Annotated in this window: 12 protein-coding genes; 4 read left to right on the top strand and 8 right to left on the bottom strand. The window is 49.0% G+C overall.

Annotated features, from left to right (window positions below; all coding sequences use genetic code 11):
* Nucleotides 1–63 precede the first annotated feature (63 nt).
* Complete coding sequence (locus tag ACLH1U_RS04160; protein WP_049014088.1) at nucleotides 64–1653, bottom strand: arylsulfatase; 1590 nt, start codon at nucleotides 1651–1653, stop codon at nucleotides 64–66.
* A gap of 619 nt (nucleotides 1654–2272) precedes the next feature.
* On the opposite strand from ACLH1U_RS04160, the gene ACLH1U_RS04165 reads away from it, so the two are divergent.
* Together ACLH1U_RS04165 and ACLH1U_RS04170 are read left to right on the top strand one after the other, a co-directional pair.
* Nucleotides 2273–3898, top strand: a complete 1626-nt coding sequence (locus ACLH1U_RS04165; protein ID WP_411299082.1) for a mechanosensitive ion channel family protein — start codon at nucleotides 2273–2275, stop codon at nucleotides 3896–3898.
* A gap of 60 nt (nucleotides 3899–3958) precedes the next feature.
* The gene (locus ACLH1U_RS04170) at nucleotides 3959–5149 is read left to right on the top strand and encodes an OmpP1/FadL family transporter (RefSeq protein ID WP_275256707.1); all 1191 of its coding nucleotides are present in this window, start codon (nucleotides 3959–3961) and stop codon (nucleotides 5147–5149) included.
* Nucleotides 5150–5403: 254 nt separating this feature from the next.
* Here the strand turns inward: ACLH1U_RS04170 and ACLH1U_RS04175 are convergent, their stop codons facing one another.
* The 6 genes from ACLH1U_RS04175 to ACLH1U_RS04200 form a co-directional block, all read right to left on the bottom strand.
* Nucleotides 5404–6027, bottom strand: coding sequence for a helix-turn-helix transcriptional regulator (locus ACLH1U_RS04175; RefSeq protein WP_411299083.1), 624 nt, complete (start codon nucleotides 6025–6027; stop codon nucleotides 5404–5406).
* A gap of 131 nt (nucleotides 6028–6158) precedes the next feature.
* Nucleotides 6159–6671, bottom strand: coding sequence for a fimbrial protein (locus tag ACLH1U_RS04180; protein ID WP_101976390.1), 513 nt, complete (start codon nucleotides 6669–6671; stop codon nucleotides 6159–6161).
* A gap of 10 nt (nucleotides 6672–6681) precedes the next feature.
* Nucleotides 6682–7689 (bottom strand): fimbrial protein, encoded by a 1008-nt coding sequence (locus ACLH1U_RS04185; RefSeq protein ID WP_060590615.1) that lies wholly within the window; start codon nucleotides 7687–7689, stop codon nucleotides 6682–6684.
* 34 nt (nucleotides 7690–7723) lie between these two features.
* Complete coding sequence (locus tag ACLH1U_RS04190; protein ID WP_411299084.1) at nucleotides 7724–10258, bottom strand: fimbria/pilus outer membrane usher protein; 2535 nt, start codon at nucleotides 10256–10258, stop codon at nucleotides 7724–7726.
* 28 nt (nucleotides 10259–10286) lie between these two features.
* The gene (locus ACLH1U_RS04195) at nucleotides 10287–10964 is read right to left on the bottom strand and encodes a molecular chaperone (RefSeq protein ID WP_049014138.1); all 678 of its coding nucleotides are present in this window, start codon (nucleotides 10962–10964) and stop codon (nucleotides 10287–10289) included.
* 57 nt (nucleotides 10965–11021) lie between these two features.
* The gene (locus ACLH1U_RS04200; protein ID WP_023289719.1) at nucleotides 11022–11552 is read right to left on the bottom strand and encodes a fimbrial protein; all 531 of its coding nucleotides are present in this window, start codon (nucleotides 11550–11552) and stop codon (nucleotides 11022–11024) included.
* Between the two features lie 439 nt (nucleotides 11553–11991).
* On the opposite strand from ACLH1U_RS04200, the gene ACLH1U_RS04205 reads away from it, so the two are divergent.
* On the top strand, nucleotides 11992–12651 hold the full coding sequence (locus ACLH1U_RS04205; protein WP_049014092.1) for a winged helix-turn-helix transcriptional regulator: 660 nt from the start codon (nucleotides 11992–11994) through the stop codon (nucleotides 12649–12651).
* A 66-nt stretch (nucleotides 12652–12717) separates the two neighbouring features.
* On the top strand, nucleotides 12718–13347 hold the full coding sequence (locus tag ACLH1U_RS04210) for a helix-turn-helix domain-containing protein (RefSeq protein ID WP_032452873.1): 630 nt from the start codon (nucleotides 12718–12720) through the stop codon (nucleotides 13345–13347).
* 101 nt (nucleotides 13348–13448) lie between these two features.
* On the opposite strand, the gene ACLH1U_RS04215 is transcribed toward ACLH1U_RS04210, so the two are convergent.
* Nucleotides 13449–14657, bottom strand: a complete 1209-nt coding sequence (locus ACLH1U_RS04215; protein WP_411299085.1) for an MFS transporter — start codon at nucleotides 14655–14657, stop codon at nucleotides 13449–13451.
* Nucleotides 14658–14676: the final 19 nt, after the last annotated feature.

The raw sequence follows: 14676 nt of genomic DNA on the forward strand, positions 1-14676 counted from the left end.
CGCAGATTGACTGCTCTTCAAAGCACGAACAGACTGCCGGGGCAGTCTGTCCGCAGGCTTTCATCATTTATTGATATTAGAGCCTTGTTCCAGCATTGCCGAAGCATCAGAGATCGTGAATGAACCTGGCTTCTGACGTGGCGGGAACTCCTTAAAGGTGGCCAACATTTCTTTGGCGTACTTCTGCGCGCCGCCCATCAGGAACATACGATCGTAGAACCAGGAGTTGTATCCCATACCGTCGCTGCCTTTCTCCAGCGGGTCAACTTCGAGATCAAAGATCATTGGCGCACGCAGTTTGGTGAACGGATAACGCCACAAATCAAGACCGGTATGCTCCTGAATCATGAAATGCGCTTTCCAGCGTCCATAGCGCATAGCCAGCAGATCGCCGTCATCGCTCCAGTAGAAGAATTCTTTACGCTGATCCTCGCCTTTGCCCTGCAGGAAGTCGAGCTGGTTATAGCCGTCGAGATGAACTTTATAAGTAATAGATGGCGTTTTATAACCTTTTAAAAGCTCTTGTTTGATATTAGGGTTACCCGCTGCGGCAATGAGGGTAGGGAACCAGTCGTAGCTGGCAAAAATATCATTAATTAGCGTGCCTGGTTTAATATGACCTGGCCATTTGATCATCGCAGGGACGCGGAAACCGCCTTCCCAGCCCGTATTCTTCTCGCCACGGAACGGTGTGATACCGGCATCTGGCCAGGTCGCGGTCATGGGGCCGTTGTCAGTGGTATAAATGACGATCGTATTGTCTTCAATGCCGAGATCTTTAATTTTCTTCAGCACTTCGCCAATCATTTTATCGTGTTCCACCATGCCATCGGCATAGGTCCCAAGGCCCGTTGCACCAATGCTGGCATCTTTCAGGTGGGTTTTATTGTGCATCCTGGTGGTATTGAACCAGGTAAAGAACGGTTTGTTGGCCTTAACCTGGCGCTCCATGAAGTCATTATTCGCAGCCAGGGTCTCTTCATCCACGGTGCCCATACGCTTCACCGTTAATGGACCCGTATCTTCAATTTTGCCGTCTGCGGTACTCTTAATTACGCCGCGCGGACCAAATTCCTTACGGAAGGCAGGATCTTTCGGATAGTCTGAGTTTTCTGGCTCTTCTTCGGCATTCAGGTGGTAAAGGTTACCCAGGAATTCATCAAAGCCGTGAGCGGTCGGCAGGAATTCATCGCGATCGCCCAGGTGGTTTTTACCAAACTGACCGGTAGCGTAGCCCAGCTGCTTAAGGATGTTCGCAATGGTTGGATCTTCTTTTTGCAGACCCTGAGGAGCGCCCGGCATTCCGACTTTACTCATCCCGGTGCGGAAAGGCATCTGGCCGGTAATAAACGATGAGCGTCCTGCGGTAGAGCTTTGCTCAGCGTAATAAGAGGTGAACTTGGCGCCTTCGGCAGCAATACTGTCGATATTTGGGGTTTTATATCCCATCATGCCCTGGTTATAGGTACTCAGGTTCCAGTAGCCGATATCATCGCCAAAAATTACCACAATATTTGGTTTAGCGGGATCTTGTTTCGGGGCATTCTCTGCGGCGGTCGTTGCGGGTGCTGCATGGACTGTGGAAACCACGCCAGCCGCTAACGTCAGCATGCTGGCAATCACGGTCCTTCTAAAAGGGACACTTTTTTGCATTAGGGACACTCCAGTCTTTATGATGGCAAGTTGAGTATAGACGGGTAAAAACGCTTACATTAATTTTAGTAATAAAATTAATAGGTTTGACGAAAAAATCAAGTATCGTCAATGAAATATTACTAGCGGTTATAGTGAATTCTCTGTCACACATCGGAATACCAGATTAATTCAAAAGCGCGACTATATAAAAGTAAATGTTGTTTATTAATAAATTAGCGACGCTGCGGCATCCCGTGTCAGTTACGAAGCATCACTTTCATCGTTGTGTCAAATAAATGGAAGGAAAATCCGAATATCCCTTTAACTTATTCTCATGCAAAAGTTTAGTGTATTCATGCTGAATCGATTAACCAATCGTATTATTTTATAGACTACGAATTATGCATTACTGGTGAAAAATGTTATCCTTTGGGCAATATTGATGTGAACTCACTTTTAACTTCGAAATAGTCGGTTGTATCCGTTAGTCGGCGGGGGAGAGATATAAGATAGACGAACAATATCTTCTGGTGCGTATTGCAGAAGCGAACGGCTAGTCTATGCTCAATTATTAAAGAGAAATAGTTCAGAACTTTTCAGAACAATAACAACAATGTTTCGTGGGTTGAGGGTGGAAATGAAGCAAATTCTGTTCATTTGGCTGGCGAGCTTGTTCACGATAACAAGTTTCATTTCGCATGCCGCAGAGCCACGACAGGAGGCGACGCCGCAAGAGCGTGCCCGTACGGTATATATCTTTCATCAGCCGATAGTCATGCTACAGGCTAAATTTGGACTTACTACGCCGGAAGAGCGGGTATTGCGAATTAGAAATACGCTGCGGAATTTCACTGAGGAGGATGTTCGCCAACCTCTCAAACTGGTATCTGTTACCCGTTATAACCAGCCTGGAAAACTCATCGTGATGAACGGTAAGCCAGTTATGCTGCTTACCGAAGGTGATCTTGACGAAGGGGATGACCTCACGCTCGATCAGGCCGCGCAGCGGGTTATGGCGCGTATGGAGGCGCAGAGAACCGCTCTGCGCGACCAGTATAACCGCAGCTGGTTGGTGCTTTCCGCCATAAAAGCCCTTGGAGGTCTGCTTGGGCTAGTCGCGCTTTGGTACGGTGCATACCGCTCATGGCGCAGGGTAAAACAGCTATTTCGGCGACGTATCATTGAGAATCGTAGCTGGATCCCCCAAAGCTGGCGACGCTTTATCGGTGCTATCGAAGCGCGACTTTATGCCACATTGATGATCTTGCTGGGCGTCATAGTACTGTATGTCTGGCTGAGCTGGGTATTAAGCCTGTTCCCATGGACACGCGTATGGGGCGCCTCACTGGGCGATTGGTCTGTGCGCGCTTTTCAGGGCATAGCGCTTGCTGTGGTATCTGCCTTGCCGGGCCTGATGATCGTGCTGATTATTTTTATGCTAACCGCTGTGATTTTGAAACTGCTTAAAGTGGTTCTCAATCAGGTGGCAGCAGGACGTTTGCAACTTCCTGGCATTCATCCGGAAACGGTCGGGGCGACTCGTAAACTGATCGCAGTGGTGGTATGGCTGTTTGCGCTGTCAGCAGCGTACCCCTTTTTGCCTGGCGCTAACTCGCTCGCGTTTAAAGGGATCAGCGTCTTCTTTGGTCTGATGTTGACGTTAGGGTCCGCCGGAGTGATGAACCACGCCATGAGCGGTCTTGTACTGATTTATTCCCGTGCGCTGCGCAAAGGCGATGTCATACGCGTGGCCGATAACGAAGGGCTGGTGAGTGAAATTGGTATGTTGGCCACCAAGATCATTACCCGAGAAAATTACGTGGTCACGGTGCCTAATGCGGTGGTTGTGAGTGGAAAAATCACCAATTTGAGCGCACATGCTCACGGTGGTGGCATCAACCTGACCATCAGCGTGACGATTGGTTATGACACACCCTGGCGACAGGTTCATGCCATGCTAGAGCTCGCCGCCAAACGGGCAAGCTCAGTCGATCCGGCTCAACCACCGCTGGTACGCCAGCTCAGTTTGATGGACTGGTATATCGCCTACGAATTACAGGTACAACTGAAAGCAGGGCAATCATTAGCCGCAGCTCGCAATGAACTTTATAGCCATATTCAGGATGTATTTAACGAATTCAACGTACAGATTATGTCCCCGAATTATGTTATGCAACCCGAGGGTTCAGTCACTGTTGCCAAAGAAAACTGGTATTCAGCCCCGGCGGTTCCTCCTGATGGCAGTAAAAATGTGAGTGCGTAACTTATTTCCGTCCTTCCTGATAGGGAGGGACATTTTGTAATATAAATTGGCAGATAGCGCATGAAAAAAAAATTGATACTGGTATGTTTTGGGCTCCTTATTTCGCAGACCACGCAGGCGAGCGCACTCTACTTCTACGAAATTGGCACAGAAGATACGGCACTGGCAGGCGCAGGGCAGGCTGCTCGCGCTCAGGATGCATCAACGATTGTCACCAACCCGGCCGGGATGACCCGTTTGCCTGACCATATGTTTACCGGGGGAGTTCAGGCGATGGACGGTGATGTATCTTATTCACTTAACGATGACGCCGGACGTAAGAGCCCTGGGGATATTATGCGCTTCTTCCCTAATGCCAGCGCATTCTATGCGCAAAAAATCAATGATGATCTCTATGCTGGCCTCGGCATTTACGGCAACTACGGCCTGGGGATTGACTTTGGTCAGTGGGCTGGGGACAGATTAATCAAGAAAAGCACCATGGTGGCGATGACACTCAGCCCTTCAATCGCTTACAAATTAAGCGATAGAGTGTCTGTGGGCGGCTCTGTAAACATCAACTATGGCTTCCTGTCATTAACACGTAACGTCGATAATACTGATGAAACGCAGAAGGATCACGACTGGGCGTTAGGGTATCGTCTTGGCTTGCTGATGCAACTGACGGAACAGACCCGGCTTGGTATAGCATGGACGAGTAAGACAGAATACGATTTTGATATTGATGGTAAGGCGCGCTTGCCGAATTTAGCCAACGTTGAGTACGAGCTTCCTGTCTCAGCGCAGGTACGCGCGCCTCAGCAAATTATGCTGAGCCTGGTGCATGATATCAATAAACGATGGTCGGTGATGGGCGATCTCGGTTGGCAGGACTGGAGCCAGTTTGGCGCCCCACAAATTGCGGTGGTGGGGCAGGAACTGGAAAAAAATAGCCGTCTGAAGGATTCCTGGCATACGGCATTAGGCGTGCAGTACCGTCCTATCGAACAATGGCGTCTCAACGCTGGTGTTGCCTTTGACAGCACGGTATACAATTCGCAGAGTGACGTAGCGCTGACCTTACCGACGGGTGATGAATGGCGTTTTGCCACAGGTGCCCAGTACCAGATTACACCGCAGAGTAATATTGGCGTCGCCGTCTCCTACTTGCATATGCAATCGTCTCACGTTCAGTCGCCTGCTATCTATAGCGGTAGCTACAACCACCCATATTTATGGTTTGCTAATGTAAACTATAGTTATCAATTCTAATGGGCTGATGTCTTTGCCGTTCAGTGAGCGCGGGGAGGGATGCACAGATGATTTTTTGTGCCCTCGTAAAGGGACATCACCGCCTTTGTACGGTGGGTGTGGCGTTTATCCTGAATCAGTTTGATTAATTCGCCTGTATATCCTGAGCGCTGGTTATCCACGATCCCTCGGGTCTTTCTTTTAGACCCGGGGGCGATGGTAAGTGGCGCAGGGAAGACGCCCGGCGGTCTGTTTCTGTGACTTGCCAGCTATCATTAATTTACATTTATAAAGCCCTTGGGCCAGTCGCTATTTATTGTCAGTTTATTGAGCAGGAGCATTAACTCATAATCGCTATGTAAGTTAAATTTCCTCATCACCATATATTTATGCGTATAGACCGTTTTCTCACTCACCATCAGTTCTTCGGCAATTTGCATGACTGACATCCCCTCATTTAAATAGCTCATGATGCGGATTTGCTGTGGCGACAGTTTGGTAAGCTGGCAATCACAACATGATCCGGTTGAGTGCCGATAATTTGTCTGCTGCAGCCGCTGCCAGGCGGTATGCATTGCTGTACGTAACTGCGTCACGGAATGTCGGCGAGAGAGAAAGATAATATCCTGAAAGCAAGAGGGTAGCGCTGAAACACGCATGTCATCATCAACAATACCAATCACAATGCTTTTTTTTCGACTCCGCAGCTCAGGGCGGCAAATAAAATATTCTCCTGGGCATAATGCCAGCACAATAACGTCCGCTACCTTCACGCTTTCTGAGGTAAAGTTAAAGCTGAAATTAACTTTAGTGTTGTGCTGAGAAAAGAAATCATTAAAAAAAAAGGTCAGCCCACGCCTGAAGAGGGTATCCCACTCTTTTATTACAATGTTAACCATTTACTATACCGAAACATAATTATTAAGCGCAGCTGCATTGGGGGAATAATAGACGCAGCTTTTTTACCCTGTTAGCTTCCTGAAGGGGATGACGACTCACGTGCCTATGACCCGCTATAGCCAGCGACCCGTCAGTTGTATTGCATTGTCAAAACGACAACGGCATGAATGGAACCTGGTGTCGGCCTTCCCGCCACTGAGGTCACCATGGCGCTCATCGGAATCGTCGCCGTTCTGTCTGCGGCAATATTTTGCGTGATGCTGGATCCGCTGCCCATCAACAAACCTGTAGTAGCATCAGACATCGCAATGGCCACACGGGTTGCCGTGCCACTGTTTTGGTAATAATTCATGCCCGCTTCCGGGTCAGGCGTTCCGCTAAAACGGGTTGTCACGCTTAGCGTACCCGGCGGACAGCGGGTAAACAGGAGATTAAAGGTAACCGGATCGGAAGATGACCCGGGGGTGAACATGTTTGTTGCCTGGATATTACCAAGATCAACATTCATATTTTCACTCCCCCCGTTAAAGACGCAGGGCGCTGCGATAATACGACCTGTGACTTTGATATCGACGTTGTCTGCCGACAACGCAGGCAATACTATTGCGCATGCCATCAGCAACACGAGTTTATTCATTTTCATTTAACAGCCCTTATTGATAGGTAAGACTCAGCGTTGCGGAGGCATTGGCGATGCCGGTGGTTACCGTTGTATTGGTCTGATAGTAGCGTGCGGTTAACGGAAACATCTCCTGGCCGCCATTGGTTCTCTTCAGAACAAGATTATTGCCAAGGATGAGAGGGGTATTGTTATAAACCAGCTGCACGCCAACCCCCTGTGCGACGCCTGCGCTTCCCTGACCGGTTAACGCCAGCACGGTATTATCGCTGACGTCTGGATTTTGTGCCCCGGAGAGCATGACGTTAATATTGGCTCCGGCATCACAGTCCAGAATGAGATTCTGCGTTTTCTGCGCATTAGCGGGGGTTGATCCCACCGCAGTACCAAACTCGCTGACCAAAACGTCCCCCAGTTCAAATACCATATTCGACGTTGTCACCGCGCATGCCACCTGGGTAATAGATCCGGCCCCCGCATTGACGGGGATCTCAGGAGCTTGTTCTCCGCCAAGATATTGCATCGTAAAGGCGACAAACGATGCCAGTTGCCCCGTTACTGAGCCAGATGTAATATCACCAATCTTCCAGAATTGTATAACCGGCTGATAATCATGAATAACCAGCTCGCCTGGGTTTGAAGACCAACTGGACATTGAAGCGTTACCGCGGTCAATATAATCGGTGCCGCTATACGTCGACGCGCCTGCTTTGGAGTTCATGTAAAAGCCAAAAGAAATACCCACCCCAGGCACATTGGTTTGATAAACGCGCCGCGCGCCGTACGTCGCGACATAGGGTAAAATAGCGCTTTTCATTCCTGAGCTAGACCCTTCATTGCCGGTTGTGACGCAGGTATAAGCATGTGCTAAAGAGCCATATATCTCATTGCTTATCGCCTGGCCAACGGGAACATCGCGCTGAACGATAATATTGCCATAATCCACGGTATAGGGAGAGCCGATGTAAGTATAATCACAACAGAAGCCACTCAATGGAAACAACACAGCCAGCATTAATAATGCAGATCGGAAAAGTCGCATACCTATGCACCTGATATAAAAATTCATTTCAACGTTATCGGCAAACAGCATTATCGATAATCACATCGTTATTCAGCTTCGTCATGTTTATCGAGTAATGAACCCTGCAGGTGTTTGCGGATTGATTTCCCCATTTCACGGTCAGGTTTACCTCGGGATCGAGACCCGTCAAATAGACCTGTCCGCTATCACCCACGATAAAACTGTTATGATCTGTTCCATCAACGCTGGCCATTGCGCCAAACGGCACTACCTGGCCGTTTCGCTGGCTCAAGGTCATCAACATGCGAACGCCTACGCTTGCCCGATAATTCGCCCTGACAATCGCGCCACGCGTAGGAACCACGGTTTTAACCGTTTGCTCTAACTCAACGTTAGCCGGTAATGTATCGGTGATTAATGACACATCATTTTTGCGATAAGCCATTAAGTTAGAGGCAACCGTATATCCGCGATAATCGGTTGTCGCTCCGGTCATATTCTGGATGCCTACGCCGGCAGCCCCGGGGGCGGCAATCAGCACGTTGGTTTCACCCAGGGGCTGAGAAAACGTCACGCCATTGGCATGCGCAACCACACCTCCCTGAATCCCATAATTCAGACGATCGGTATTTTTGTCATAGCTGTACCCGGCTGTGATTTCGCCATAGGTGCCGCGATAATCACCATTCATATTGCCGGTGTAGGCCGCATCGTGAGTGCCGAAACCCTGTTGAATATTCCAGTTGAGCGCATTATTCGGCAAAGCAACGCCATTTAACCCAGCGCTGTGTGTCGTACCGTTATTCTTGCTGGTATTCATGCCATAGTTTGCCCATGTCTGCGGCAACAGTTTTTCCAGGGGAATGCTGATATTCAGCGCCAGCATCTGGTTTTTATCGTCGCTCTGGGGTGAGCTGTACGATCCCGCGCTCCCATTCTTACTCAGCGTCCAGGTCAGGCCATAACTGATACTGTGCCAGTAGTTGTTATACCCAACGCTCCATGATTCCATCGCCTTACCCGAATTCCAGTAATCTTCACGCGCGGCGTTCAGCATCAACGATCCCAGATGGTCTCCCAACCCCTGGCTCAACGTCAGCTCAGCACGGTTGCGGCGTCGGTCCTGAAGCGCCTGACTGTCACCGTAAGAATCCAGGACCTCTTGCATGCCATAGTAGCCGCTGGTCGAATAGCGGTAGCCGGCAATCGCGAAGTTGGTGCCCGTTGCGGCAAAATTTTTACTGTATCGAGCCCGCCATGATTGCCCCCTGGATTTCGGCATATTTTGCGGCGTAGACCAGCCCTGGGTGATATCGCTGGAGATTGCGCCAAAGTTACCCATGTTTTTACCGACGCCCGCGGCGAGGGACTGGTACTTACTCGACTCCTGTAATCCGCCGTAAAACGTAAAGCCATAGGGCAAGCCGAGAATAACGCTCATCTGAGCAAAGGGCGTTTTGTCCACGCTGCCGTTGTAAGAACGATATTGGCCGCCCGTTAACGCATATTTTATTCGGCCTTCACGCTGAAATACGGGAAGGGAGGCAAATGGCACGCTAAAGTGCTGCTCACTGCCATCAGCCTCTTTAATAGTGACATCAAGATCGCCGGCGCCGCCGGTAGGATACATATCCGTGATTTCAAAAGCCCCCGGCGCCACAAAGCTCTGGTATATCTGATAGCCATTCTGGCGAATTATCACCTGGGCATTGGTCCGGGCGATACCACGCACCACTGGGGCATAGCCCTTGAGGGAGTCGGGCAGCATGTCATCATCGGAGGCAAGTTGTCCTCCCCGAAAAGGCATGCTGTCGAAGACATCTGCCGGGGCAGAGCTATCACCCAGCGTGAGCTGCGACTGTAACGGGATTATCGTACGCTGAGCATAGGTATAAACCGTCTTCCAGGCATCGTGACCCTGTGAATCGCGCGACCAGGTGGTGTAATTTCTTAACCGCCAGGGGCCAATATTCACGCCAGGACGCAGGTTGGCATACTGATTATCGCTGGTGCTGCTGTTGCTATTTTTGGCCCAGTTATTGGCCCCACTCAGACTGTAGTTGAGCAGGGCGGCGTTAATCCCTTGATCCCAGCGTTCCGGCGACACCGCTCCGCGCGCTTGCGCTGATAGTGCCGCTTGCGGAATGCTCAATACCAGACGCTGCATGGCAAACTGGAAATCCGTACTGGCCTGAGGGATCGCGGACAGGTTCGCACAGGATGTTTCGCCTTTTAACGCGGGAAAAAGTCCAGTCTTCACTCCCCAGCTTTCTAATTGCTCAATGGATAAACAGGGGACTAATTTGTCATCACCGCCAGGCTCTTTCAGCAACACAAACCTGATATCGCGGGTATCAACTAACCGATCGTCCAGGACGACATCAACATGATAATCCCCGGGAGCTTGCGCGCCCGATTCAAAACCAGAAAGATCGACTTTTTCTGTCCCCGGATTATCCAGTTCAACCAGTTCTGGATTAAAAAAATCGCGACTATAGCTATTTTGCGTATTACCGAAGAGCGCGATGGTTATCAATAATGCCAACCGTGGAGAACGTGCTTTTATATAATCCATTGCCATCATCATAAATCCCACTCAGTGTCTTTTCGCCGGTCTACAGACTGGCTTTGTGTTCTGCCCCGGGACTGCCATAATCATTGATAATTTTGAATGTCACTGGCCCGCCCGTTACGCCGGAGGGTAAATCGAACGTCGCTGTGCTACCGGGTAATACATAACTGACATCGGGTAATTTTTTACCTGATAGTGAAATTTCGTTAAAATTCATAACATGCCGAGTCGGATTGTTTACCTGTATCTTATTACCGACGCGTTGCCAGCGTAATTTATCGACCTGCTCTTCAGGGGATGCGCCTTTCATCGCCGCCGGACGGTAGATGAGCTTGATTCTGGTTTTAATGGCAATTTGCAACGTATTGTCAACTTTAGCTGCAGAGGGTATGGCTTTTATATTAAGCCAAAACAAACTCTCTTTATCCTGAGGTAATGCTCCGGTGGCAACAATGCGCTCGACGTTTTGTTGGCCATTATTCAGTCGATATAACGGCGGCGTAATGATGAAAGGCGCCTTTTCGGCACCGCCACCTGGCGTTTCGATCCAGGACTGGATCAGGTAGGGGGTTTTATCAGGATTATTTATGCCAATTGAGGCTTCTTTTTTATTACCATCAAAAATGACCCGCGTACCACCAATAACGACACCGGCCTGAGCAGCGGATAAGCCAATACTCAATATCGTGGTGGTAAGCAAGATACTGCGAAGAACATTCATTTTAGACCTCTGAAACATGGGGCCGTATCGACCCCATCAGCTTTTCTGGACAGAAAATCAGTTATATACAATGGAGAAGTTAGCAACAGAATTGGCCGTACCCGGCGTTACTGATGCCGTGGTGGAGATATATTGCGCGTAGAATTTCAGCGTATTGTCCTGGGTGCTGCTAAGGGTGTAGTTATAGCTGTTCTCACCGTGTAAAGGCAGGTCGACTTTATCGGCGGTCATCAGGTTAATCGCCACCCCTGACGCCGCACTGGAGGTTGAGGTATCAATAGCCAGCAGGTTAGGGTTGGTCAGATCGGGGGTGCCATCAAAGCGTACTTTTGTCGAAGTCACTGTGGTTGGGCAGTTTTTAAGCACGATATTAAAATCCTTTGCAGCCGCTTTTGCGCCACTGTTCGGAAATTCAGTTTTATAAAAGTTACCGAGATTGACCTGCTGGTTTTGCGATGCCACATCGACTTCACAGGCAGTATCAAGAATATTGCCGACGAAATTCACGGTGCCAGCGGCAGCAAAAGCGTGAGACATAGACAGCGCTGCAGTTGCGGTCAAGGCAACTAAAACAAGACTTTTTTTCATTACGTTGTTTCCTTATTAACTTGGTTTGCCACTTATATTCAGGCAATAGGGTGCCGATGAGCGTTACACTCTTTTTGTACCAGCGCCTTATTTATTACTGTGCAGCATGGCAGCCATAATTAATTATGGTAAGATCATGAACTGTTCTGCTGGCTGGCTAAAATTTATCTAATCACTTTCTTAAACTCAAATGATTTGTGGGTCTATAAGTAGACTCTCACTTAACGAATAAGTAACATTCCTTTTTTTATTGTGTTTATTAAGGCCCGGTCTATTTTTAGACTCAAAGGTCATGAGGCACAAAATCAATTACTTAGAGTACATCTTTAGCACGGTCTACTTTTGGACCCTAAACCAATATTTCGCGGTTTCTTCATTTTTAAGATAATTCGTCGGGTCGATCAATAAAGCGATCACCGTAAAGGAATTGAGGCAGCATATGAACACGCGCTTAACCCCCCCGGAAAACCAGGACAAATCAATTGCCCTGGAATTAAAACCATTTCGGCACATCGAGACTCTGATAAATCATGTGTTGCCAGCAGCAGAAAGAGTAGTGATCGGCAGAGGTGAGGTCGTGCATTATTATAAAGATGATATCCGGCAATGTTTTTTACTATTGCAAGGTAGCGTCGCGCTGCACCGTCGCGGCGATGGCATTGTTTTAAATTCTGAATCATCACCCTTTATTCTGGGCGTCAGTAGTCAGTTTTCCTCAGAGCATCTCTATGTGAGAGCACTGGAGACGTCAGAGATCGCCCGGGTGTCACTGGATTGTTTTAATCACATCGTGGCGCAACTGGATCTATGGGAGCATTTTTCGAAACTCCTGATTTACACGGCCTCCCGGGTGTATGAGCATTGCGCACAAATCTCGCAGATGTCGGCTTATGACATCATCCGCTTTCAGCTTGTTGAACTGATGCAAGAGCCGGATGCGATACGGCAACAAATTACGGCTGCAGCCTATATTAAGAGCCGAACCTATCTTTCACGGAGCGGGATTATGCGAATTCTGGCAGAGCTGCGAACCGGGAACTACATCACCATGGAACGGGGTATACTTCTTGATATCAACCATTTGCCTCGAAAATACTGACGATGAGGATACCCGCAACAGGAAGCCAGGCTATAATCAGACAGGTCAATCTAAAGGTTATCGGTTATGTCCTCTTCAGCAAAACCTCACAGAGGTTCACCCTACGCGCAAGAGTTGATGACGCATTTACAGCCGTATTGCACGCCACGTAAAACTGAAAGGGGGGAGCAACTGGATTTCAAGGTGAATGGCCAGGGGATGTGTTACCTCATCCTTGAGGGAACCGTAGCGGTTTATCGCCGAAACGATAATATGATGCTGTCCACTGCGCGCAGTCCCGCCGTGTTTGGTCTTGCCAATCTGACGGATATTTACTTCGATGATTACATTAAAACTATCAACTCCTGCGTGATTGGCGAGATCTCCACCGCTCGTGTTCATGACATTATTAAAGAAAAGTCGTTATGGGGGCTGCTCTCAAAGCAACTGATGTTTGTGTATGGCCGACTTTACAACAATGTGATGCCGCAGGGCGCACCGACGGCGTACGAGATGATCCGCCAGCAGTTGCTCAATTTAATCGAAGAAGATGAGAGTTATCGCGCCGCAGTCACAGCGGAACTCTACATCCGTGAGAAAACCCATCTTTCTCGCAGCGGCGTCATGCGCATTCTTGCAGATTTAAAAACGGGTGGTTTTATCGAAATGGAAGAGGGAAGACTCATTAAAATCCATAAGCTTCCCGCCAGGTACTAAATTCAGACACCGTCAGACAAAAAAACGCCCCTCATCTCCATTTAGCGACCACACCAGGGTCAATGATAATTTTTAATGCCCAGGGCAGGGCGCGCCATGTTCTAGCCAGTGGTGCACCGATCGGGCGGGATCGTCCGCTTAGCCAGTTTCTTTTGCGAAATGATGATAATAATTGGGGATCCTGATGCGGAAATTGCACATACCGCCAGCAACGTATCCATATTCTGGAGCGCCATGCGATGGTCAGGTAACAGAAAAGCGGACAGGAAAAATGCGGCAGTCGTCATCAGATACATCATGGACGTCTGTAATGAAGAGAATCCCGCTCGTTGGTTGTTATCAGGAAACTGAATCGTAACCGCCGAAGATGAAACCAGACGACTGTAAGCTGCGCCGAGAAATAACGTCATAAACAGCGCCGGATGCGGATAGCCCAGGAAGGGTATCAGCAAGCTCAGAATAAAAACGAGGGTTGACCCGGTCGCCAAACTCAATGCAGAAAAACGAGAGGTTAATGCCCCTGTCATTCTTGTAGACAAATACCCCGCCAGTCCCCCGCCGAAGAACAGCCAGGGCAGCAGGCTTTCAGAAGCCCCCAACAGCTGCGTCATTAACGGCGCCAGAACAGGAATGATCAGCATTGGACTAAACTGTACCAGCGCATTACCGGAAGCAAACAGTAAAGTATCAACATCGAGGGGCAGCGCGTGAGGCGTGTCGAAAGTGACGGGGTCCTGAGGGATGACAGTGACGATCAATGGCAATGCCAACAAACAGAGCGTGCTGATTAACCACAACGCGACATGCCAACCGTAATGAGTACACAAAATTAATATAGCGGGCATCCCCACAACGCTTACCAGCGAAAATGACGCAATCACCGTCGCCAACATTTTTCCGCGCAAGTCAGCCGGCGTGTGGTTAATCAAAATACCGATCCCCACCCCCATTGTCGTCCCTCCGACCAGCCCTGCGAAGAATCGCAAGGTAAGAAGAAGAGGAAAACGGGTTATGAATGTCGTCAACAGTGTCGCCATGGCTAGCAGCACCATATTAGCGATAAGAAAACGCTTCTTATTGCAACGGTCAACCCAGTAAAAGGCGATAATTCCCGACAGGACGGCTCCAGAGGTGTACATACCGGATACATAGCCTGAGAAGGAGACGGGAACAGCGAAATCCGCGGCCATAAATGTAAAAACAGGACTGAACATCATATATTCCAGCGCATTAGTAAACTGCACAAAAGCGATGACCAGCGCTATCCGTATCAGCGCCTTTTGATTAAATGTTGTGGTGACCCGTGGCATAGCAAGCGACCTGTTGATG

Source organism: Klebsiella sp. 1SOBk5mer (assembly GCF_046603115.1).
Classification (GTDB): Bacteria; Pseudomonadota; Gammaproteobacteria; order Enterobacterales; family Enterobacteriaceae; genus Klebsiella; species Klebsiella quasipneumoniae.

What these genes read in the sequence shown, in the direction of transcription:
- ACLH1U_RS04190 (WP_411299084.1), bottom strand. Translation starts at nt 10,258, where the DNA reads ATGATGATGGCAATGGATTATATAAAAGCACGTTCTCCACGGTTGGCA.
- ACLH1U_RS04180 (WP_101976390.1), bottom strand. Translation starts at nt 6,671, where the DNA reads ATGAAAATGAATAAACTCGTGTTGCTGATGGCATGCGCAATAGTATTG.
- ACLH1U_RS04205 (WP_049014092.1), top strand. Translation starts at nt 11,992, where the DNA reads ATGAACACGCGCTTAACCCCCCCGGAAAACCAGGACAAATCAATTGCC.
- ACLH1U_RS04210 (WP_032452873.1), top strand. Translation starts at nt 12,718, where the DNA reads ATGTCCTCTTCAGCAAAACCTCACAGAGGTTCACCCTACGCGCAAGAG.
- ACLH1U_RS04215 (WP_411299085.1), bottom strand. Translation starts at nt 14,657, where the DNA reads ATGCCACGGGTCACCACAACATTTAATCAAAAGGCGCTGATACGGATA.
- ACLH1U_RS04170 (WP_275256707.1), top strand. Translation starts at nt 3,959, where the DNA reads ATGAAAAAAAAATTGATACTGGTATGTTTTGGGCTCCTTATTTCGCAG.
- ACLH1U_RS04195 (WP_049014138.1), bottom strand. Translation starts at nt 10,964, where the DNA reads ATGAATGTTCTTCGCAGTATCTTGCTTACCACCACGATATTGAGTATT.
- ACLH1U_RS04165 (WP_411299082.1), top strand. Translation starts at nt 2,273, where the DNA reads ATGAAGCAAATTCTGTTCATTTGGCTGGCGAGCTTGTTCACGATAACA.
- ACLH1U_RS04185 (WP_060590615.1), bottom strand. Translation starts at nt 7,689, where the DNA reads ATGCGACTTTTCCGATCTGCATTATTAATGCTGGCTGTGTTGTTTCCA.
- ACLH1U_RS04175 (WP_411299083.1), bottom strand. Translation starts at nt 6,027, where the DNA reads ATGGTTAACATTGTAATAAAAGAGTGGGATACCCTCTTCAGGCGTGGG.
- ACLH1U_RS04160 (WP_049014088.1), bottom strand. Translation starts at nt 1,653, where the DNA reads ATGCAAAAAAGTGTCCCTTTTAGAAGGACCGTGATTGCCAGCATGCTG.
- ACLH1U_RS04200 (WP_023289719.1), bottom strand. Translation starts at nt 11,552, where the DNA reads ATGAAAAAAAGTCTTGTTTTAGTTGCCTTGACCGCAACTGCAGCGCTG.